This window comes from Mycobacterium sp. ST-F2 (genome assembly GCF_001905655.1).
Taxonomy (GTDB): Bacteria; Actinomycetota; Actinomycetes; order Mycobacteriales; family Mycobacteriaceae; genus Mycobacterium.
The window spans coordinates 74325-95234 of the sequence record NZ_JMHT01000073.1 but is presented as its reverse complement, the minus strand read 5'-3'; the positions used below and the strand labels follow the sequence as shown (position 1 = coordinate 95234).

Genomic DNA, 20910 nt, shown 5'->3' with positions numbered 1-20910 from the left:
ATTCTTCATTGCTCATCGGTTCGCCACAACCGTCGCGGCTCGCCCAGCCAGCGACCCTGCAGCCACCACAGCACCTCGATCGCACCCGCGCCCACCAGCCCGATTCCGACGGCCGCCGAGGTCAGCGCCAGGTTCGACGGATCGAGCATGAACTGTTGCTGCGCCCAGGGAATCGAAAAAATCACCACATACGCCAACGCCGACGCCGCGACCAGCACAACGCGCCACCACTGGTACGGCCGTGCCACCACCGCCAGCACCCACACCGCCGACACCAGCAGCGTGATCAGCGCGGCGGTGGACGCCTGGTTCTGCTCGACCGCGTCCGCGTACTTCCCGTGATAGGCCAGCAGGTACGAGGCGAACGTCGCGGCACCCACCACCAGGCCCGACGGCAGCGCGGCCGTCATCACCCGGCGCACGAAACCGTGGTGGGCCCGTTCATTGTTCGGCGCCAGCGACAGGATGAATGCCGGAATGCCGATGGTGAACCACGCCGCGATGGTGACGTGAATGGGCTGGAACGGATAGAGCACCGGCTCGGTGCCGAAGAACCTGGCGGACAGGCCCGCCAGCCCGACGAGAACTGCCAGCAGCACCGAGTACACCGTCTTGGTGAGGAACAGGTTCGAGACGCGCTCGATGTTGCCGATGACCCGGCGGCCCTCCCCCACCACATACGGCAGGGTGGCGAACTTGTTGTCCAGCAGGACGATCTGCGCGACGGCCCGCGTCGCCGAACTGCCCGATCCCATCGCGACGCCGATGTCGGCGTCTTTCAGTGCCAGCACGTCGTTGACGCCGTCGCCGGTCATCGCGACGGTGTGGCCACGCGACTGCAGGGCATACACCATGGCACGCTTCTGGTCCGGTCGGACGCGACCGAAAGTGGTGTATTCGCTGACGGTTTCGGCCAACTGCTCTGGATCGTCCGGCAGGTGACGGGCGTCTAGTGTCTCACCGTTGAGCCCGAGTGATCCGGCCACCGCGCCCACCGACACCGCATTGTCACCGGAGATCACCTTGACCGAGACATGCTGCTGCGCAAAGTAGTCCAGCGTCTGGCCGGCATCGGGGCGGACGCGCTGCTCGAGCGTCACCAGTGCCGCGGGGGTCACTTCCCCGGGTGCGTCGGGTGCGTCGACGGGGCGGTCCGAGGAGCCGAGCAGCAGCACCCGCAGGCCCTGGGCGCCGATCTGTTCGGCTTGCTCGGCCTCGGGAGAACCGGCCGCGAGCAGGACGTCGGGCGCACCGAGCACCCAGTTGCCGTGCTCGCCGTAGGACACCCCGCTCCACTTGGTCGCCGATTTGAACGGCGCGTTCGCGGTCTGGGTCCAGCCCGGTGGCAACTTGTAGGCCTCGGCGATGGCGGCCATGCTGGCGTTGGGCCGGACGTCGTCGGCTGCCATCTGGGCAAGTACGGACGCGGCGTCATCCGTGGTGAAAGTGCTGAGATCACTGACCCGCATACCGTTTTCGGTCAGCGTGCCGGTCTTGTCGGCGCACACCACGTCGACGCGGGCCAGGCCCTCGATGGCCGGCAGCTCCTGCACCAGGCATTGCCGCCGGCCCAGCCGGACCACCCCGACGGCGAATGCCAGCGACGTCATGAGCACCAGGCCTTCGGGCACCATCGGCACCAGCGCACCGACCGTCCGCAGTACCGACTCTTTCCAGCCCACGCCGGTGACGGTGAACAGCTGGGTGTAGATGATGAGCGCCCCGGCCGGCCAGAGCAGGTAGGTGATGAACCGCAGAATGGTGTTGATACCGCTGCGCAGCTCGGACTTGACCAGGGTGAATTTGCTTGCCTCGGCAGCCAATTGGGCCGCGTATGCCGCGCGACCCACTTTCGTGGCGCGGTAGGAACCGCTCCCGGCGACGACGAAGCTGCCCGACATGACGGTGTCGCCGACGGCCTTGTCGATGGCGTCGGCCTCACCGGTGAGCAGTGACTCGTCGACCTCGAGGTTGGCGGCTTCCAGCACGACGCCGTCGACCACGATCTGGTCGCCCGGGCCGAGCTCGATGACATCGTCGAGCACCACCTCGCCGGCGGGCCGTTCCTGGGTACCGGACTGCCTGCGCACCAACGGTTTTGCCTGTCCGACGATGGCCAGCCGGTCGAGGGTCTGCTTGGCCCGCAGCTCCTGGATGATGCCGATGGCGCTGTTGGCGACGATCAGCAGCCCGAACAGTCCGTTGATCACCGAGCCCGTCGCGAGCACGATCAGGAACAGCGTCCCGAGGATCGCGTTGATCCGCGTGAAGACGTTGGCGCGGATGATCTCCGAGACGCTGCGGGCCGCCCGCGTCGGGACGTCGTTGGTGTGGCCGGCGGCGACGCGCTGGGCGACCTCGTCATCCGACAGTCCGCTGAGATCCGTCGTACGTTCCGGATCGTCGACAGTCACCCGTCATTCCCCCACCGAGTCGGGATTTGTGCACGAAAATCCGCGGCAGGCGCGGAAAATCGTGCACAAATCGCTATTGAGACGGCCGCCACCACTCATCCAGCCCCGGCAGCCGCGCCGGTTCCAGCCGTTGGCCCGGCATGGGCACGGCCACGTCCACCGATTCGTCGCGCGCGGCGACGATCATCCGCTCGACCGGCTCGGACCACGGGTGCGGCGCCAGCCGGAACGTCGCCCAGTGGATCGGCACCAGCAGGCCGCTGTCGGTCACATCACGATGCGCCCGGACCGCGAACTCCGGGTTCATGTGGATGTCCGGCCAGCCCGGGTGGTACGCGCCGATGGGCATGAGGGTCAGGTCGAACGGCCCGTGGTCGGCGCCGATGTCCCCGAAGCTCTTGGTGTAGCCGGTGTCGCCGCCGAAGAACGCCCGGTGCTGCGGGCCGATCAACGCCCACGACGCCCACAGGGTGGTGTTGCGGGTCAGGAAGCGTCCCGAGAAATGCCGGGCCGGGGTGCAGACCAGGGTCAGCTCGCCGAGCTTGGCGCTCTGGTTCCAGTCGAGTTCGACGATGCGCTCGGCCGGGATGCCCCACCACCGCAGGTGTGCGCCGATGCCCAGCGGCACGAAGAACTTGGCCCGCTGCATGCTGGCCAGCTGCGTGACGGTGTCGATGTCGAGGTGGTCGTAATGGTCGTGGCTGATGATCACCGCGTCGACGGCCGGCAGCGCCTCCAACGGCGCCGGAACCTCGTGGAGCCGCTGCGGTCCGACCCGCCGGGACGGGGAGCATCGTCGGCTCCACACCGGGTCGGCCAGCACGCGGTAGCCGTCGATCTCGATCAGCGCCGAGGAGTGCCCGAACCAGGTGACCGCGAGGTCGCCCGCCGGGCGGCCCGGATCGGGCACCACCAGCGGGATGGGCATCGGCGGGCGCTGCAGCGCGCTGCTGGCCAGCAGGTCACGCACCAGCCCGGCCTGCTGTTCGCGGCTCAGTTCGGTGCCCGACGGCGGCTCGAGGTTGACGAACACCCCGTCGTGATAGTTGGGCGAGTTCGCCGCCACCGCGTTGATGTCCACGGGGCCGGCGCCGAGTGCGGCGGGCGCGCCATTGAGCGCCCGCAACACCCAGCCGCCGGCTGCCAGCGCCGCCGTTCCCCACATCAGCCGCAGTGCCCGTCGCAGCATCAGGCGCCCTGGAACCTCGGCGCCCGCTTCTCGAATCGGGCCACCTGCGCCTCGATCACGTCGGGGCTGGCCCAGGCCTTGTTGAACATGCGGGTGTGTTCGCCGCGGACGGTGTCGTAGGCACCGTCGTCGTTGAGGACGCGCTTCGAGTGCGCCAGCGACAGCGGCGCGTAGCCCGCGATCTCGGCGGCCCAGGCCTGCGCGTCGGCCAGCGTGCCGGTGCGGTTGATCATGCCGGTCTGCAGGGCGGTGTCGAAGTCGAGGCGCTCGGCGGCGAGCAGCATGGCGCGGGCCCGGCCGTGGCCGACCAGCGACGTCAGCCGGCGGATGCTCCAGTTGTCCAGCGCCAGTCCGTATTTGGCGATCGGGAACTGGAAGTACACGCCCGGTGCGGCGACCCGCAGGTCGCAGATCATGGCCAGGATGACGCCCGCGCCGATCGCGGGACCGTTGAGCGCCGCGATGATCGGGATCGGGCTGGCGTCGATGGCCAGGTTCAGGGCCAGCGCCTTGTCCGGCAGTTCCCTGGCCACCCCCTCGGCGTCGGACAGGTCGGCGCCCGCGCTGAACACGGTGCCCTGCCCGGTCAGCACGATGGCGCGGGTGTCCGCCGGCGAGGCCTTCTCGATTTCTTCACGTACGCCGTCGACGAGCGCGGCGTTGAGCGCGTTGCGCCGCTCGGGGCGCTGCATTTCCAGGGTCAGGACATTGCCGTCCCGGGTCACTCCGATCATTGGGCCAGCCTAGGCGGTGCGCCGATCGAGCGCCGAGCCGCGTTGCGGAGTAGCGCCGGTGTTCAGGTGCGACGATTGGCGCGTGCCGCCCAGTCCACCCGAGCAACCCCGGGCGAATCAGTTCGCCCATCTGTTGACGCTGGTCGCGGCCAACGCGATCCCCGCGGTCGGCTGGTTCACGCAGGAGTGGTCCGCGGCGACGACGTTGATCGTCTACTGGTTCGAGACCGTCGCCGGATTGCTGTTCATCTACGCCCGCGGCGTCCTGCAGCAGCGGTGGAACCCGCGCCGCGGGCATTTCCGGTACGAAGCGCCGCAGTCGAAGGGGCCCCAAGGCAAGCCCGGTTCCTTCATCAAGGGGTTCTTCTTCATCAACGCGGTGTTCTGCGCGGCGCACGGCGTCTTCATCGCGGTGATCCTGCTGATCCTCACGCACAACGGGAACGCCGAGCTGGTCGGCCTGGACTGGCGCGCCGCGGGCATCGGCTGCCTGCAGATGCTCGTCATCGTCGCGGTCGATTTCCTGGTGGATGTGCCGTACCTGCGCCGCTGGTCATTCGGCGTGCTCGAGCAGACCGCCAATCGCAGCTTCGGGCGGGTCGGGGTGGTGCATCTCGCGCTGATCTTCGGCATCTTCGCCGCCGCGGTGACCAACTCACCCGCCCGGATGTTCGGGGTGTTCGTCGTGCTCAAGACGCTGTACTCCCTCGCCTCGGCGCTGCCGATGTACGAGCCGGCCACCCCGCCGAAGTGGCTGAGCCGGGCGATGAACCGCATTCGCCGCGAGCCGGAGGGGCAGCGGTTCGAAGACATGTGGGTGAAGGATCAGGCCGCCGAGGTCAGACGCCGGACGCGAAACGACGAAGTGTGGACCGGGGCGGGGCGGTAGCCGATTAGCCTGTCCGGGTGAGTCGGACCGGAGCCCGTCAGTTCTTCGACGCCATCCTCGACGACGGATCGTTCCGCAGCTGGGACGGCCCGCCACTGGAGGTGGCCGTCAGCGACGATTACCGCGCCGAGCTGGCCGACGCGACGTTGCGCACCGGGCTGGACGAGTCGGTCCTGACCGGTGAGGGCACCGTCTCCGGTCGGCGCGTGGCCGTGCTGGCCTGCGAGTTCGACTTCCTGGCCGGCTCGATCGGGGTGGCCGCCGCCGAGCGGATCACCGCTTCCGTGCAGCGCGCGACGGCCCTCGGCTTGCCGCTGATCGCGTCGCCATCCTCGGGCGGGACGCGCATGCAGGAGGGCACCGTCGCGTTCCTGCAGATGGTGAAGATCGCCGCGGCCGTCGAGCTGCACAAGAAGGCGCACCTGCCGTACCTGGTGTATCTGCGGCATCCGACGACCGGCGGGGTGTTTGCGTCGTGGGGATCGCTCGGGCACCTCACCGCGGCCGAACCGGGCGCGCTGATCGGGTTCCTCGGGCCGCGTGTCTACGAGCACCTGTACGGCGAGCCGTTCCCTGACGGCGTGCAGACCGCCGAGCACCTGTTCGCCCATGGCGTGATCGACAGCGTCGTCCCGCTCGACAAGCTGCGCGGCGTCGTGAATCGGGTTTTGACGGTGGTCGCGGACCCGCCCGACCCAGGGATTTGTGCACGAAAATCCGCGGTGGGCGCGGAAAATCGTGCACAAATCCCTGAAGTGCCGGCGTGGGAGTCGGTGGAGGCGTCGCGGCGCGCGGACCGGCCAGGGGTGGACTACCTGCTGGCGCACGGGGCGACGGACCGGGTGCTGCTGTCCGGGACCGGGCGCGGCGAATCGGGAACGACGCTGCTGGCGCTGGCCCGGTTCGGCGGGCAGCCCGCCGTGGTGGTCGGTCAGCGCCGCGTGATCGGCGGCCTCGTCGGGCCGCGCGCGTTGCGGGAGGCCCGTCGCGGCATGGCGCTGGCGGCCGGCTTGCAGCTGCCGCTGGTGCTGGTGATCGACACCGCCGGGCCCGCGCTGTCGCAGCAGGCCGAGGAGGACGGGCTCGCCGGGGAGATCGCGCTGTGCCTCGCCGAACTCGTCACGCTCGATACGCCGACGGTGTCGGTGCTGTTGGGTCAGGGCAGCGGCGGCCCGGCGCTGGCGATGGTCCCGGCCGACCGCGTGCTGGCCGCCCAGAACGGCTGGCTGGCTCCGCTGCCACCGGAAGGCGCCAGCGCCATCGTCTACCGCGACGTCGACCATGCCCCGGAACTGGCTGCCGCCCAGGGTGTTCGAGCTGCTGACCTGTTGACGGCCGGGATCGTCGACGTCATCGTGCCCGAGGAACCCGACGCCGCCGACGATCCGGTCGGGTTCACCGCGCGGATGTCGTCGGCCATCGCCGCCGAGCTGCACGCGTTGCACACCGTGCCTGCCGCGCAGCGGCTCGGGGTGCGGCTGCAGCGCTACCGGCGGATCGGCGTCCCTGACAGCTGAGCCGAAGCGATGGCATGCTGGACAGGGTGCAAACCGCAATGCACTTCTGGTGGCTCATCTTTCCGCTGAGCGGGGTGATCGGCGGCGCTGTTCGCGCCGTTGCCGTGGCGGGCGACCGGCGTGCCGAGCGCCGGCTCGAGCGCTACCGCATCAAGCAGCAGACCAAGATCGCCGTCGCCGAAGCGGCCGGACGGGGGCGCGTCGATGCTGCCACCGAACGCCGCACCGTCACCAAGATCCTTGCCCAGCACGACGACACCGACAGCCGTTGGCTGAGCTACGAATTGGATGTCGCGAAGCTGCTGGACTTTCCGACGATGACGAATCTGCGCGACCCGCTGACCGTCGGCTTCCACAAGGCCAAGAGCCGTGCCGACCTACTGCGCCCGTCGGCGCCCGACGATCTGGTCGGCGATCGCGACGCCCAGCTCGAATACCGTGACGCCGTCCACGAATACGCCTCGGCGTTCGACGTCGCGGAGGCCGAAGCGATCCGCCGCCGGCGCAGTGACTTCTCGGCCGACGACCAGGAACGGCTGGCCCGGGCGCAGCATCTGCTGCGGGTCGCGGCCGACCCGGCGGCCACCCCGGGCGAACGCCACAACGCCTATGACAAGGCCCGCCGGGAACTCGACGGACTCATCGCGCTGCCCGCGGTCACCCGCGCGGCCATCGAGCGCCATATCGCCGGCGAGATCGAGGCCTGACCTCAGACAGCGGAAAGCCGGGCCTGGTCTTCGGGGGTGACCAGGCCCGGCAGCTCATTTCCCGCTCAGCCGTTGCAGCAGTGCGACTTCTTCGGTGACGGCGGCACATTCAGCGCCGGGTTGCGATCGAAGAAGCTGACCGGCTTGAGCTTGAATCCGGCGTAATCCACCGGCATCACGGGCCAGTCCTCGGGCCGCGGGCAGTGCGTCAGCCCGAAGGTGTGCCAGACCACGATGTCTTCACCCTCGATGTTGCGGTCCTGCGCGACGTAGGACGGCAGGCCGGCATCACCGGGATGCTGATTGACGAACTGGCCGGCCGGATACCGTTCGGACGGATCGTATTTCGTCACCCACAGGTGCTTGGTCGCGAAGGCGGCGCGCTTGGCGATGGAGCTCGACGGGTCGGCCAGCAAGGTGGGCTGTCCCTCCGGATGCAACGCGTAGCCGACGTTCTGGCCCAGCCGGTTCTGCTTGGTGGGGTTGGTGATGTGCCACACCCGGGCCTTGAGGTTGTCGGCGGTGCGCATGGCTTCGAGCTCGTGCGTCAGCTTGGTCTTCTGCGGGCGGAATGCGTTGCCCCACGGGTTGTCCGGGCCCATCGGGACACCGACGGCGTCCACCTCTTCGACGGTGTTGGTCAGTCCGTCGACCGCCATGTCCAGACGAGCGGAGAACATGTGCTGGTGGAACGGCGCGCCCAGACCCGGTGCCATCTCGGTCGAAAAGCCCTCCGGCCCACGGTAAGCCGACGCGAAGACGATGCCGGTGGCCTTGGCCTCCAGCTCGATGGTGCCGTCGAGGTACAGGTACCAGTAGAAGCCGTAGTCGTAGTTGCCGATGGTGAGGAAGAACGAGATCACCAGACGCCGCGACCGCCGGACCTCGGCCATCCCGTTGAACATGTCGGTGTGCTTCCACAGCACGCCGAAGTCCTCCTCGTGCAGGCAGATCGCGTTCTTCATGAGCTTGGGCTCGCCGTTCTCGTCGGCGATGGTGACGTCGAAGTACTTGATCTCTCCGAGGCAGTCGCAGCCCAGTTCAAGGGCATTGGTGTACCGGCCGAACAGGTACTCCCCCTGGTCGAAGTAGTTCTGCCAGTAGCGGACCGGCGACGGATCGGCGTAGGGCACCACCATCTCGGCGATGGACGCGCGGTACACGACGGGCCGGCCGTCGATCGACAGCTGATGCAGGGTCAGGCCCTCGCGGACGTCGAAGCCGAAGCGGAAAGACCAGTCGGCCCAGGTGATCTGGTTGCCGTCGACGGTGAAGCTCGCGCCTTCGGGCTGGGTGATCTCGATGGGCTTCAGATCGGTACGGGCAGGCACGGCATGCGGCTCGGCATCCCACTCGCCGCGCTCGGTCGGCAGCGGCAACTCGACCTCGTCGATCACCTTCACGACCTTGCGACCCGTGAGGTCGACGTAGGCGACGACGCCGTCGATCGGGTGCGCCCACGGCAGATCCGCGGCGTCGTACTGGTAGAACGCCAGCACGCGGACGATGCGCCGGCCCACCTCGTCTTCGTGGCCGAATACCCCGGCCGACAACGGAACCGCCCGCACGTCAGTCGGATTCAGCTTGCGCTTGGTCATGGCCTCGATCCATTCCGGGCAGTCGAGGAGGAACGACTCGATGTCCTCGAACTCCTGGTCCAGGATCGGCACGTGGCCGTCGCGGGTGCTGTCGATCGCCGTCTCGCTGACGACGCGGCCCTCGGTCACCGACACCACCAGATCGGAGCCCTGGCCCGTGGCCCGGTCGAGCAGCAGTACCCGGGCCCGGCGGTCCATCGCGTCGCCGGGGCGGAAGGCCAGTACCTCGCTCTTGTGCGGCTCCTCCAGTGCGACGAACACGAAGCGGACGCTGTCACCGAGCAGGCCGTGCGCGTCGACGATGCGGCGTGCCGCGCGAATCTCGTCGGCGCTCAGCGGGGTGAGCGGGTGATCGATCGTGGTCTTGGTGTCGATGGTGGCAGTCATCGTGCGATCTCCTTTGCGATATCAGGGTTTTCGTTCATTTGAGCTCCGGCATGTGGGCGCGCGACCGCGACGACGATGCCGCCGACGAAGGCGCCGACCAGCAGGACACCCAGGATGGCGGCCATGGTGCCCGAGCCGCCGACCAGCAGCGGCAGGTTCACCGCGGTCATCACCGACAGGATGGCCAAGCCGATGAAGCCCAGGGTCGGTGCGATGACGGTGTGCCACCGCCGGGTGTCGAGACGGGTGCGGCGGAAGAAGACGACGACCGCGGCCGATGTCAGCGTCATCAGCACCACGATGCCCACCGAGGCGGCGCCGACGAACCAGGTGAACACCTGCGTCACCGGGTCCAGCCCGGCCAGGACCGACGCCACGACCAGCACCAGTGCCGAGACGGTCTGGGCGAACGAGGCGATGTGCGGCGAGTCGTGCCGCGGGTGTGAGCGACCACAGCGCTCGGGCAGCGCCCGGGTGTTGCCGAGGGAGAAGATGTAGCGGGCCAGCACGTTGTGGAAGGACAGCAGCGCCGCGAAAAGGCTTGTGATCAAGAAGATCTGGACCATGTCACCGGCAACGGCGCCGACGTAGTGCGTCGCGGTCTCGGTCAGCATGGTGCCCGGCTTGTCCGTCGCGGCAGTCACGGCGCCGGCGTCACCCCACGCGGTGACCAGCGCCCAACTGCTCAGCGCGTAGAAGCCACCGATCAGCAGCAGCGCGGCGTACGTCGCCCGCGGGATGGTGCGCACGGGGTCGCGGGCCTCGTCCCGGAACACCGCAGTCGCCTCGAAGCCGATGTAGCCGGCCAGCGCGAAGATCAGCGCAATGCCCGGGGCCCCGGAGAAGAAGTTGCCCGTATGCAGCACCGCGGTCGAAAGCCCTTGTGCGCCGCCATGTCCGATCACCGCGGCGTTGATCACCAGCACGATGCCGACCTCGCAGACGAGCAGGACGCCCAACACCTTGCCGGACAGCTCGATGTGGCGGTACCCGAGGAAGCCCGTGACCGCCATCATCGCGAAGGCGTAGACGTACCACGGCGCCGACGGCCCACCGTGCGCGGTGACGAGCTCGTTGATGGACGAGCCGATGTAGCCGTACACACCGACCTGCACGGCGGTGTAGGACAGCAGGGCCAGGAACGCGGCACCGAGTCCGGCATGACGGCCGAAGCCGTGGGCGATGTAGGTGTAGAAGGCACCGGCGCCCGTGATGTGCCGGGCCATGGCGGTGAAGCCGACGGCGAACAGCAGCAGCACCGCGGTGCACACCACGTACGACGCCGGATACGCCGCCCCGTTGCCGGCGGCGATGCCGATCGGGAACGTGCCGGCGACGACGGTCAGTGGGGCGGCGGCCGCGACGACCATGAACACGATGGCCACCGGGCCGAGGCGGCCCGTCAACCGGTTGGGCTGAGCGCCGGCGCTTCGACCGGCATCGAGAACTGCGTCAGTTGTCATGGCGGTACCTTCGCTGGAATTGAATGTGAATGGGTTGCGGTGCGGTAAGGCTTCAGTGAGTTCAAATGAGAATTACCGGTCCGGCGAATTCTCATTTGACGGCCGAATTCACAGCGCGATGTTGATGGCTTTCGTCTGGGTGTATTCGGCGATGGCACCCTCACCGAGTTCACGGCCCCAGCCCGATTGTTTGTATCCGCCGAATGGCAGCGCGGTATCGAACGCGTTGTGGCAGTTGACCCACACCGTGCCGGCCTTGATCTGCTGCGCCACCCGGTGCGCGGTCGAGACGTCGCGCGTCCACACGCTGGCGGCCAGGCCGTAAGGGGTGTCGTTGGCGGCTTCGCGCACGCCGCGGTCGCGGTTGAACGGCACGGCCACAGCCACCGGGCCGAAAATCTCTTCCTGGTACACGTTGAAGTCGCGGTTCACATCGACCAGCAGTGTGGGCTGTACGTAGAAGCCGGTGTCTCCGTGGCGGCCACCGCCGGCCAGGGCGCGGGCCCCCTGCGCGATGCCGTCGTCGAGGTAACCGGTGACCTTGGTGAGCTGCTCGCGCGAGACCAGCGGGCCGATGTCGTTGGTGGGGTCCAGGCCGGGGCCGATCCGCAAGCCGGCGGCGTGCTCGGCGACGCCCTGGGTGAACTCGTCGAAGATCGCGTCCTCGACCAGCAGCCGGGTGCCGGCGGTGCAGGTCTGGCCGTGGTTGAACAGGAATCCGCTGGCCACACCCGGGATCGCGGCCTCGAGGTCGGCGTCGGCGAAGACCACCTGCGGGCTCTTGCCACCCAGTTCCAGCGAGACTTTCTTGAGGTTGCCCGACGCGGCGTTGACGATCTTCTTGCCCACCTCGGTGGACCCGGTAAAGGCGACCTTGTCGACGCCGTCGTGCGCGGACAGCGCCGCACCGACGTCGCCGAAACCCGTCAGCAGGTTGAACACCCCGGCCGGGACGCCGGCCTCGGCGATCACCTCGGCGAGCAGCACCGCGGTCAGCGGGGTCTGCTCGGCAGGCTTGAGGATGACGGTGTTCCCGCAGGCCAGGGCCGGTGCGACTTTGAACGCGCCCATGACCAGCGGGAAGTTCCAGGGCGTGATCTGGGCGCAGACGCCGACGGGCTCACGCAGCGTGAAGGCGTGGAACGTGGCACCGGGCGCCCAGGGCACCGACACCGGAATGGTGCGGCCCTCGATCTTGGTGGCCCAACCCGCGTAGTAGTAGAAGATTTCCGCAGCCCACGTCACGTCGACAGCCTTGGCGACGGCGACGGACTTGCCGTTGTCGATGCTCTCCAGCTCCGCGAACTGGTCGGCCCGGGCACTGATACCGTCGGCGATCCGCCAGATCATGCGCTGCCGCTCGGCCGGCGTCATCGTCGTCCACGGCCCGTCCTCGAACGCCCGGCGGGCCGCCCGCACCGCGCGTTCGACGTCTTCGGGACCGCTGTGCGGGACCGTCGTGATGACCTGCTCGGTGGCGGGGTCGACGGTGTCGAACCGCCGGCCGGACACCGACTCGACCCACTGGCCGTCGACGTACATCTGCTGCGGACGGGAGATGAAATCGGCGGTCCGCGGGTCCAGGTCGGTGCTGAGCGTGGCTGTCATGGAAATCATGTTTACGCCTCGATGTGGTGCGCGTCACCACTAATTCCGAATGGGTATTTCACGAATTCCGATTCTCATTTGAAATGGCGTCCGCATTCTCATTCGGGGCTGCCGATAATCGCAGCTCGCGTCGATTCCCAGGCCCATTGCGGGCTCCGCTGGAGCCGGCCGCCGCCCCGATTCTCATTTGAAGATTTTGGATGTTTACCCGACAACGCTGTCGGGGTCGGCGGTGATCGGCTACCTTCCGACAAATGGGCCCCACCCGAACCATCCGGAGCCGCTCCCCGGTCGCCGGACTTCAGCGCGCGCAGCTGACGTTCACCCAGGTTCTCGGGCAGTCGGTCTCGGCGGTGGCGCCGTCGGCGGTGATGGTCACGCTGCCGGCGCTGGTCCTCCCGGCAGCCGGCCACAGCACCATCGCGGTGTTCGTTCTGACCGCCCTCATGATGACCGCCGTCGGGTACTGCATCACGCAGTTCTCTACCCGCATGGTCGCGGTGAGCGGGCTGTACAGCTACACCGTCAAAGGCCTCGGCCCGGTTCCCGGTGTCGCGGCCGGCTGGTCGCTGGTCGTCGGCTACGCCGCCGCGGCGATGGCCAGTGCGCTCGGCGCGGCCAGCTATATCGCGGCACTGCTGGGCCGGGTCGGAGTACCGGACGGCAAACCCGTCATCGCCGGCCTCACCGTGCTGGTGGGTGGCGCCGCCCTCATCCTCATGGTGCGGGGCATCAGGCTGTCGGCGCGCATCTCGCTCGCCGTCGAATTGTTCGCCATCGTGGTGGCGGGCGTCGTGCTGATGATCGCCTTCGGCGGGGCCGTCACCGGCACCGCCACACCGTCGAAAGATGTTGCGGACGCGCCACATTCGGCCCTCGGCTTCGCCCTGCTGCTCGCCATCACGTCGCACGTCGGGTTCGAGAGCGCCAGCACCGTCGCCCGCGAGGCGCAGCGCCCGTTCGTCACCGTCACCCGGGCCATCCGCTGGACGCCGCTGGCCCTGGGCGCGCTGTACACCTTCGCCGCCGTCCTGCAGGCCACCGGCACCATCCACACCGGCACCGGTTCGACGCCCATCGTGCTCGCCCTGCCCGACTCCGCCGATACCTTGGCGGGCGCGCTGTCCATCGCCATGGAGATCGGCATCACCGCGTCCTGGATCGCGTGCGTCATCGGCTCCACCACCGCGCTGTCCCGGACCTTGTTCGCGATGGGACGCGAGGGGCTGCTGCCGGACGCGATGGGCCACGCCCACCCGCGGTACCGCACCCCGCATGTCGCGCTCAGCGTCGCGATGCCGGTGATCGTCGCGGTGCCGGTCGCCTACCTGTTCGCCGCGGAGTCCAGCCGCGACGTCCTCGTCGGGCTACTCGCGGTGTCGGCGCACGGCTACATCGTGGCGTACCTGCTGGTGTGCCTCGCCACTCCCGCCTTTCTGCGCCGCATCGGCGAGCTCACCACCGTCCCGCTCGTCGTCGGGCTCGCCACCGCCGCCACCATGGTCGCCATCATCATCTGGGCGGCGTTGTCGGTGGCCTCGCCGGTGTGGATCGCCACCGCGGTGTACTCGGTGCTGCTGGCCATGGGTTTGGCGGCGTTCGTGGTGCGCCGCCGCACGGTGCCCGATCTCGCCGAGCGCGTCGGCGTGTTCGACGAGACCGTCGCCGGCGATGTGTTCGCCGACTACAACCCGTGGGAAGTGCGCCGGTGAGCCCGGCCGACGGCGCGCTGTCGGGCCGCCAGCCCAAAGCGGTACAGAGCGCGCTGCAGGTCCTCGAGGCGGTCGCGCTGGCCGGCACCGGAGTGACCGCGAAGGATATCGCCGAGCACCTGTCCATGCCGTCGGCCACCACTTACCGGCTGCTGAATCTCCTTGTCGCCGACGGTTACATCGTGCGCCTGCCCGACCTGTCGGGGTTCGCGCTGGGACCGCGGATGGGGCTGTTGATCGACGCCGCGGTCTCCCCAACTGTCTGTACCAAGGCGCGCGAGACGCTGGCCGAGTTGCGGCTGTCGGTGCGTTTCGGGGTGCACCTGTTCTACTTCACCAACACCTCGGTGCGGCTCGCCGACGCCGACGGCGAATACCCACCGCCGGCCGACGAATCGGTACTCAACCGGCACCTGCACGCCAGCGCCGTCGGCAAGCTGCTGCTGGCCGAGAAGCGCGACGCCGACGCCCTGCTCGGCCTCGCACCGGCTGCGCTCACCGACCGCACCGTCACCTCGAAACCGGCTCTGACCGAACAACTCACGGAGATTCGAGAGCGCGGGTACGCCGTCCAGACCGGCGAGCTGCGCGCCGATTCCGCCTGCGTGGCGGTACCGGTCCGGTCTGCCACGGGGACCTTGGTGGCCGCGGTGGCGATGTCCGGGCGAGCTGAGCAGGATCAGCTACTGCACCGGCAGATACCGGTATTGCAGGACTACGCAACGCAATTGGCGCCGCTACTGGCGTGATGTGGTCAGAAGGGAATCGAGGCGATCATCGCGCCGGCCCCGGTGACCAGGCTGTCCTTCTTGAGTGTCGTACCGAAGTACTTCGCCTTCGGATCGACCACGACCCGCTGATCGTCGTGGCGGAGGGCCAGCACCTCGTGAGCCAGCCTGGAGAACGGGATCTTCTCGGGGCCGCCGATGTTGACCACATGGTTGCGCGGCGGCGACACCGCGATCTCGGCCAGGTAGGCCGCGACCTCGTCGGCCGCGATCGGCTGGATCAGCGCATCCGGCACCCGCACGTCGTGCACGCCGTCCTCGTCCGTATCGGTCTCGACGACCATCGACTGGACGATCGCTGTCGCGAACTCGCGGAACTGAGTGGCCCGGACGATCGTGTACGGCAGCCCCGACGACGCGATGATCCGCTCCTGGGCGGCCTTGGCCCGCATGTAGCCGCTGTCCGGCAACTCGTCGACGCCCACGATCGACAGTGCAACGTAGTGGCCGACCCCAGCCTCCCGGGCCGCGTCCACCAGATTGGTGGTCGATGCGACAAAGAAATCCATCACTTCTCCGTCCGCAAAGGACGGTGAGTTGGTGACGTCGACGAGCGCCTCGGCGCCACGTAGTGCCTTGCTGAGGCCCACACCACTGCACACGTCGGCACCGGAACGCCGGGACGCGGCGACGACATCCTCGCCCTCCCGAACCAAGAGATCGACAAGCAGGGTCCCGATGAGGCCACTGGCCCCCAAAACTGTCACCTTCACTGTGCCAACCCCTTTCGCCGTGGCCGCCGACTCAGAAGCCGGGAAGCCAGCCTACGTCGCACAGCGTGCCGAGAATGCGGAATCGACGTCCGGACAGCCGCACGGTCCGCCCAGTGGAACACGTGGGCGGACCGTGCGGCTGGAACCGATCAGAAGTGGGGGTGCGCCCCGAGAGACGCCGAGATCACCGCGAGCGGCGTGTGCGACAACTGCAGGTTGTGCCGTTCCTGCGGGGTCAGGTGCGTGCGGGTGTGCACCAGCCGGGCGAGGCGGCGAACGGTGCGGTTGCGAAATACGGTCATGACAGGGCTCCTGTCGGGATCTGATCCCGTGACCTGTCCGTCAGACGGAACCGGCCAGTCGGCAGGGCAACGGGAGTGCTCGGATGATGCTGTCTACGTGGTGTTTTCGTTCCGGACTGGAACTATCGCCATCGCCAGATCTCACGTCGTACCTCACCTCCTCGCCGTCGGACCCGTTCGGGTCGGCTGTCCCATGACAACACAAAAGGGAGATGGCAGCGCCCGTATACCCCGTGAAGAGATTGTTAAAACTCGGCGCTGCCGCACCCCTCTCGTCAGAGCTTCGGCACTGGACGACGTAATCCGCGGGGCGGATAGCCACTTTGGGTCAACCCTTAATCCGGGGAGACCTGTCCTGACCCTGGGCGTCTCTCGACGTCGTCGGATCAGTGGCTTCTGTTCGTCCAGGAGCCTCGCCTAGCGAGGTGCTGACCTAGCCAAGGTAACCCCGGTGCCCAGACCCGTCAACTCGATTGGTCGGGCCGGTCCCCGCGAGCGTGCCAACAGATCGCGATTTCGTCGAAGATCGCGATCTCCACGCACATTCGTGGCGCGGGCCACCGTGGCGACGCCACGAATGTGCAACCAGATCGCGAAGATTCCCCGGCGCAGGGCCTGGCTGCACCTTCGCGGCGAGAGACCGGCGCGCTAAGGCTGCTCCAGCCCGAAGATACGGATGCTCTCGGCGCGCATGTCGATCTTGCGGACCTTGCCGGTGATCGTCATCGGGAACTCGTCGACGATGTGGATGTAACGCGGAATCTTGAAGTGCGCCAGCCGATCCGCGGTGAATTCCCGGATGGCGTCGGCGTCCAGCGGCTGTGCGCCCGGCCGCATCCGCAGCCACGCGCAGATCTCCTCGCCGTAGCGGGCGTCGGGCACGCCGATCACCTGAGCGTCCTCGATGTCCGGGTGGGTGTACAGGAATTCCTCGATCTCGCGCGGGTACACGTTCTCACCACCACGGATCACCATGTCCTTGATCCGGCCGACGATGGCGCAGTACCCGTCCTCGCGCATCACGGCGAGGTCCCCGGTGTGCATCCAGCCCTCGGAATCGATGGCTTCCCGGGTCTTTTCGTCGTTGTTCCAGTACCCGATCATGACGGAGTAGCCGCGGGTGCAGAACTCCCCCGGTTCACCGCGCTCCACCGTCTCGCCGGTTTCGGGGTTGATGATCTTCACCTCGATGTGGGGGTGCGCCCGGCCGATGGTCGCGGTGCGGCGGTCCAGGTCGTCGTCGATGAGGGTCTGGCAGGACACCGGCGAGGTCTCGGTCATGCCGTACGCGATGGCCACCTCGGCCATGTGCATGTCGGCGACGCAGTGTTTCATCACCTCGACCGGGCACACCGAACCGGCCATGATCCCGGTGCGCAGGCTCGACAGGTCCCGGTCGGCGAACGACGGGTGGTTCTGCATCGCGATGAACATGGTCGGCACCCCGTAGACGCCCGCACACTGCTCGGCTTCGACGGCATCGAGGGTGGCGGCAGGATCGAACCCGGGTGCCGGAATCACCACCGCCGCACCATGACTCATGCAGCCGAGCACGCCCATCACCATGCCGAAGCAGTGGTAGAACGGCACCGGAACGCACAGCCGTTCCCCGGCCCGCAGGTTGATGCCCTCCGTGGTGAAGTAGCCGTTGTTCAGGATGTTGCGGTGCGACAGCGTCGCACCTTTCGGGAATCCGGTTGTGCCCGAGGTGTATTGGATGTTGATCGGGTCGGTGTTGGCCAGCGTGGCCTGCCGGGCCGCCAGCTCATCAGCGCCCACCGCCGAACTCTCGGCCCGCAGCTGGTCCCAGTCCGGACCGTCCAGGAAGACGACGTCGGTCAGGCCGGGGACCTGCGGACGCACCTCCTCGATCATCGACGCGTAATCGGACGTCTTGAACGACGTCGCCGAGACCAGCGTGCGCATCCCGGATTGGTTGAGCGCATATGCCAGTTCATGCACCCGGTATGCCGGGTTCACGTTGACCAGGATGGCGCCGATCTTGGCGGTCGCCAGTTGCGTCACGATCCACTGCGCACAGTTCGGTGACCAGATACCCACCCGGTCGCCCTTTTCGATACCGCGGGCCATCAGTCCGCGTGCGATCAGGTCGACCTCGGCGTTCAACTCGGCGTACGTGTACCGCAGGCCCTGCCCGCGGTCGACCAGTGCCAGGGAGTCCGGGTGGGCCGCGACGGTGCGCTCGAAGTTGGCGCCGATGGTCTCTTCCAGGATCGGGGTGTCGGTCGGGCCCGCGTCGTAGCTCAGCATCACTTCACCAAATCCTCGTAGCGGTATTCCGATGCGATCGGGGTGCCGGCGGCATGCGCTTGATCTTCGCGCTTGCGCAGGTCGACGCGCCGGATCTTGCCGGAAATCGTCTTGGGGAGGTCGAAGAACTCCACCCGACGGACCTTGAGATACGGCGCCAGATGGTCGCGGGCGAATTCCATGATGGACCTGGCAGTCTCGGCGTCGGCACTCCATCCGGCGGCCAGACAGACATACGCTTTCGGCACGGCCAGCCGCGTGTCATCGGGCTGGGGCACCACCGCGGCTTCCACCACGGCCGGATGTTCGATCAGCACACTCTCCAGCTCGAACGGCGACACCTTGTAGTCCGACGACTTGAACACGTCGTCGGTGCGGCCGATGTAGGTGATGTAGCCGTCGCTGTCACGAGCGGCCACGTCGCCGGTGTGGTAGTAGCCGCCCGCCATGACTACCGTATTACGTTGCGGGTCACCGAGGTAACCGGTCATCAGGTTCAGGGGGTGCGCACCCAGATCGAGGCACAACTCGCCCTCGTCGGTGAGTTCACCGGTCACCGGGTCGACCAGCACCACCGGCACACCCGGCATCGGCCGCCCCATCGACCCGGCCTTCACCGGCTGGCCCGGGGTGTTGCCGACCAGCAGGGTGGTCTCGGTCTGGCCGAAGCCGTCCCGGATCGTCAACCCCCAGGCGTCCTGCACCTTGGTGATGACATCGGGGTTCAGCGGTTCGCCGGCGCCCACAATCTCGCGCAGCCCTTGGGGTTTGGCGCCGAGGTCGGCCTGGATCAGCATCCGCCATACGGTCGGCGGCGCGCAGAAGGTGTTGACGCCGGCACGACGTAGCTGCCCCATGAGTGCGGCGGCGTCGAAGCGGCTGTAGTTGTAGACGAAGATGGTCGCCTCGGCGATCCACGGCGCGAACACGCAACTCCACGCGTGCTTGGCCCAGCCCGGCGAACTGATCGCCAGGTGGACATCGCCGGGCTTCAGCCCGATCCAGGCCATCGTGGACAGGTGCCCGACGGGGTATGAGATCTGCGAGTGCTCAACGAGTTTCGGCTTGCTGGTGGTGCCCGAGGTGAAATAGACCAGCAGCGGATCGTCCACCTCGGTGACGGCGGTGAACGGACCCGCCGAAGCCACCTGGTACGCATCGGCGTAGCGGTGCCAGCCCGGCACCGCGTCCCCCACGACGATCCCGGTGTACTGCCCATCGACGGACGCAAACTTGTCCGCGTCCGCGGTGTTGGTCACCACGAAGCCCGCCCCGCCGCGGGTGATCCGGTCGGCCACATCGGCCGGGCCCAGCGCCCCGGTCGTCGGCATCACCACCGCGCCGAGCTTGGCCACCGCCAGCATCGACTCCCACAGCTCGACCTGGTTACCCAGCATGATGATGACGCGGTCGCCCTGGCCAACGCCCAGCGCCCGCAGCCACGTCGCCACCCGGTCGGACCGGTCGGCCATCTCCGCGAAGGTGTAGCGCTGCTCGTCGCCACCTTCTTCGGTGATCCAGAGCGCCGTCTGCCCGGCCCGCTCGGGGCCGCGGGCGATGACGTCGAACCAGTCGGTGGCCCAGTTGAACGAGCCGGTCAGCCGCGGCCAGCTGAACGAATCGACGGCCTGCGAGTAGTCACCGATCGACGCCACGAGCCGGTCCCGGGCCGCTCGGTACTGCTCGGTGTTGGTCGTGATCACAGCCTCTGTCGCCATGAACGTAGGATCTACGTCACACCCATCCGCCCGCTACCCCCGAAAGAGGGTACTGACCGTGACGACCGGCCCGTCCCTGCTGCGCCCGCGCGATACCGACGCGGTCCGCGCTGAGCTGCGGCGTCTCGGATCCGAGGGCGCGGTGCCGGTGATGTTCGGCGGCGAGGTGCACGACGACGCGCTGCTGATCACGGAGTTCTACGGCACCCGCGGCGGTGGCCTCCGGGGATTGACGGTGCGCTCGATGTGCGGGCTCGGCGGGGCCAGCATGGTCTCGGGCCAGCCGCTCGCGGTGGCCGACTACCGGCACGCGCCGTCCATCACGCACGACTACGATATGCCGGTGCTCTCCGAGGGCATCCGGTCGGTGCTGGCGGTGCCGGTCGTCGTCGACGGCCGGGCCCGGGCGGTCCTCTACGGCGCCTACCGGTCCAGTGCACCGTTCGGCGGCCGGGCCGTCGACCTGATCATGGCATCGGCGCAGCGCCTGTCGGACGAGCTGACGATTCGCGACGAAGTGGACCGCCGGCTGCGGCTGCAGCAGGCCCCGGCTGCCGACACGGCGGTGAACACCGAACACATCCGCCAGGTGCACGCCGAACTGCGACGGCTGGCGGCCGGGGGCGCGCCCGTCGCACCGAGCGATCTCGACGGCCTCGCCGACCGGCTGGCCGAGGCCCTGGCCGGTGGACCCGCGCCGGCCGGTCCGCTGAGCCCGCGCGAACTCGACGTGCTGGCGCAGATCGCGCTGGGCTGCACCAATACCGAAGCTGCCCAACGGCTTTCCCTGAAGCCGGAGACCGTCAAGAGCTATCTGCGCAGTGCCGCGACGAAACTCGGCACCCACAGCCGGCACGAGGCGGTGTCGAAGGCGCGGCAGCTGCGGCTGATTCCCTGACC

General features: G+C 68.2%; 16 protein-coding genes and 1 riboswitch. Of the genes, 6 read left to right on the top strand and 10 right to left on the bottom strand.

Features of this window, described 5'->3' with window-relative positions; translation table 11 throughout:
* Nucleotides 1–5: 5 nt before the first annotated feature.
* From EB75_RS24530 to EB75_RS24520, 3 genes are all read right to left on the bottom strand, one after another.
* The gene (locus EB75_RS24530; protein ID WP_073697852.1) at nt 6–2414 is read right to left on the bottom strand and encodes an HAD-IC family P-type ATPase; all 2409 of its coding nucleotides are present in this window, start codon (nt 2412–2414) and stop codon (nt 6–8) included.
* Between the two features lie 73 nt (nt 2415–2487).
* Entirely contained in the window at nt 2488–3603 is a 1116-nt protein-coding gene (locus tag EB75_RS24525) for an MBL fold metallo-hydrolase (protein ID WP_073697851.1), read from the bottom strand.
* Nucleotides 3603–4337: an enoyl-CoA hydratase gene (locus EB75_RS24520; protein ID WP_061006583.1), complete on the bottom strand. Its 735-nt coding sequence runs from the start codon at nt 4335–4337 to the stop codon at nt 3603–3605. Before EB75_RS24520 ends, EB75_RS24525 begins: the two co-directional genes overlap by 1 nt.
* An 82-nt stretch (nt 4338–4419) precedes the next feature.
* Between EB75_RS24520 and EB75_RS24515 the strand changes: the two genes are divergently transcribed.
* From EB75_RS24515 to EB75_RS24505, 3 genes are read left to right on the top strand one after another with little or no spacing between them, the layout of a single operon-like run.
* Complete coding sequence (locus EB75_RS24515) at nt 4420–5226, top strand: DUF6498-containing protein (protein ID WP_073697915.1); 807 nt, start codon at nt 4420–4422, stop codon at nt 5224–5226.
* A gap of 17 nt (nt 5227–5243) precedes the next feature.
* Complete coding sequence (locus tag EB75_RS24510; protein WP_073697850.1) at nt 5244–6743, top strand: carboxyl transferase domain-containing protein; 1500 nt, start codon at nt 5244–5246, stop codon at nt 6741–6743.
* A gap of 14 nt (nt 6744–6757) precedes the next feature.
* Entirely contained in the window at nt 6758–7450 is a 693-nt protein-coding gene (locus EB75_RS24505) for a hypothetical protein (protein ID WP_073697849.1), read from the top strand.
* A gap of 65 nt (nt 7451–7515) precedes the next feature.
* Here EB75_RS24505 and EB75_RS24500 read toward each other — a convergent pair whose 3' ends face one another.
* The 3 genes from EB75_RS24500 to EB75_RS24490 all read right to left on the bottom strand — a co-directional run bounded on the left by EB75_RS24500 (nt 7516) and on the right by EB75_RS24490 (nt 12506).
* Complete coding sequence (locus EB75_RS24500; RefSeq protein WP_073697848.1) at nt 7516–9435, bottom strand: primary-amine oxidase; 1920 nt, start codon at nt 9433–9435, stop codon at nt 7516–7518.
* Nucleotides 9432–10898, bottom strand: a complete 1467-nt coding sequence (locus tag EB75_RS24495) for an APC family permease (protein WP_073697847.1) — start codon at nt 10896–10898, stop codon at nt 9432–9434. Before EB75_RS24495 ends, EB75_RS24500 begins: the two co-directional genes overlap by 4 nt.
* Before the next feature lie 108 nt (nt 10899–11006).
* Nucleotides 11007–12506: an aldehyde dehydrogenase family protein gene (locus EB75_RS24490; protein ID WP_073697914.1), complete on the bottom strand. Its 1500-nt coding sequence runs from the start codon at nt 12504–12506 to the stop codon at nt 11007–11009.
* A 254-nt stretch (nt 12507–12760) separates the two neighbouring features.
* Here EB75_RS24490 and EB75_RS24485 point away from each other — a divergent pair, with 254 nt between their 5' ends.
* Nucleotides 12761–14218, top strand: a complete 1458-nt coding sequence (locus EB75_RS24485; protein ID WP_073697846.1) for an APC family permease — start codon at nt 12761–12763, stop codon at nt 14216–14218.
* The gene (locus EB75_RS24480; RefSeq protein ID WP_073697845.1) at nt 14215–14967 is read left to right on the top strand and encodes an IclR family transcriptional regulator; all 753 of its coding nucleotides are present in this window, start codon (nt 14215–14217) and stop codon (nt 14965–14967) included. Before EB75_RS24485 ends, EB75_RS24480 begins: the two co-directional genes overlap by 4 nt.
* 5 nt (nt 14968–14972) lie before the next feature.
* Here EB75_RS24480 and EB75_RS24475 read toward each other — a convergent pair whose 3' ends face one another.
* From EB75_RS24475 to EB75_RS24465, 4 genes are all read right to left on the bottom strand, one after another.
* The gene (locus tag EB75_RS24475) at nt 14973–15719 is read right to left on the bottom strand and encodes an SDR family oxidoreductase (protein WP_073697844.1); all 747 of its coding nucleotides are present in this window, start codon (nt 15717–15719) and stop codon (nt 14973–14975) included.
* 149 nt (nt 15720–15868) lie between these two features.
* Nucleotides 15869–16021, bottom strand: a complete 153-nt coding sequence (locus EB75_RS29435) for a hypothetical protein (RefSeq protein WP_168176116.1) — start codon at nt 16019–16021, stop codon at nt 15869–15871.
* 260 nt (nt 16022–16281) lie between these two features.
* Nucleotides 16282–16453: riboswitch (M-box (ykoK) riboswitch) on the bottom strand.
* 216 nt (nt 16454–16669) lie between these two features.
* Nucleotides 16670–18292: an AMP-binding protein gene (locus tag EB75_RS24470; RefSeq protein WP_073697913.1), complete on the bottom strand. Its 1623-nt coding sequence runs from the start codon at nt 18290–18292 to the stop codon at nt 16670–16672.
* Nucleotides 18292–20010, bottom strand: a complete 1719-nt coding sequence (locus EB75_RS24465) for an AMP-binding protein (RefSeq protein ID WP_502689392.1) — start codon at nt 20008–20010, stop codon at nt 18292–18294. Before EB75_RS24465 ends, EB75_RS24470 begins: the two co-directional genes overlap by 1 nt.
* Nucleotides 20011–20068: 58 nt before the next feature.
* On the opposite strand from EB75_RS24465, the gene EB75_RS24460 reads away from it, so the two are divergent.
* Nucleotides 20069–20908 (top strand): LuxR C-terminal-related transcriptional regulator, encoded by an 840-nt coding sequence (locus EB75_RS24460; RefSeq protein ID WP_073697843.1) that lies wholly within the window; start codon nt 20069–20071, stop codon nt 20906–20908.
* Nucleotides 20909–20910: the final 2 nt, after the last annotated feature.

Excerpts from the sequence above, each read along its gene's own strand:
- EB75_RS29435 (WP_168176116.1), bottom strand. The coding sequence starts at position 16,021 with ATGACCGTATTTCGCAACCGCACCGTTCGCCGCCTCGCCCGGCTGGTG.
- EB75_RS24495 (WP_073697847.1), bottom strand. The coding sequence starts at position 10,898 with ATGACAACTGACGCAGTTCTCGATGCCGGTCGAAGCGCCGGCGCTCAG.
- EB75_RS24520 (WP_061006583.1), bottom strand. The coding sequence starts at position 4,337 with ATGATCGGAGTGACCCGGGACGGCAATGTCCTGACCCTGGAAATGCAG.
- EB75_RS24505 (WP_073697849.1), top strand. The coding sequence starts at position 6,758 with ATGCTGGACAGGGTGCAAACCGCAATGCACTTCTGGTGGCTCATCTTT.
- EB75_RS24485 (WP_073697846.1), top strand. The coding sequence starts at position 12,761 with ATGGGCCCCACCCGAACCATCCGGAGCCGCTCCCCGGTCGCCGGACTT.
- EB75_RS24525 (WP_073697851.1), bottom strand. The coding sequence starts at position 3,603 with ATGCTGCGACGGGCACTGCGGCTGATGTGGGGAACGGCGGCGCTGGCA.
- EB75_RS24465 (WP_502689392.1), bottom strand. The coding sequence starts at position 20,010 with ATGGCGACAGAGGCTGTGATCACGACCAACACCGAGCAGTACCGAGCG.
- EB75_RS24500 (WP_073697848.1), bottom strand. The coding sequence starts at position 9,435 with ATGACTGCCACCATCGACACCAAGACCACGATCGATCACCCGCTCACC.
- EB75_RS24490 (WP_073697914.1), bottom strand. The coding sequence starts at position 12,506 with ATGACAGCCACGCTCAGCACCGACCTGGACCCGCGGACCGCCGATTTC.
- EB75_RS24470 (WP_073697913.1), bottom strand. The coding sequence starts at position 18,292 with ATGCTGAGCTACGACGCGGGCCCGACCGACACCCCGATCCTGGAAGAG.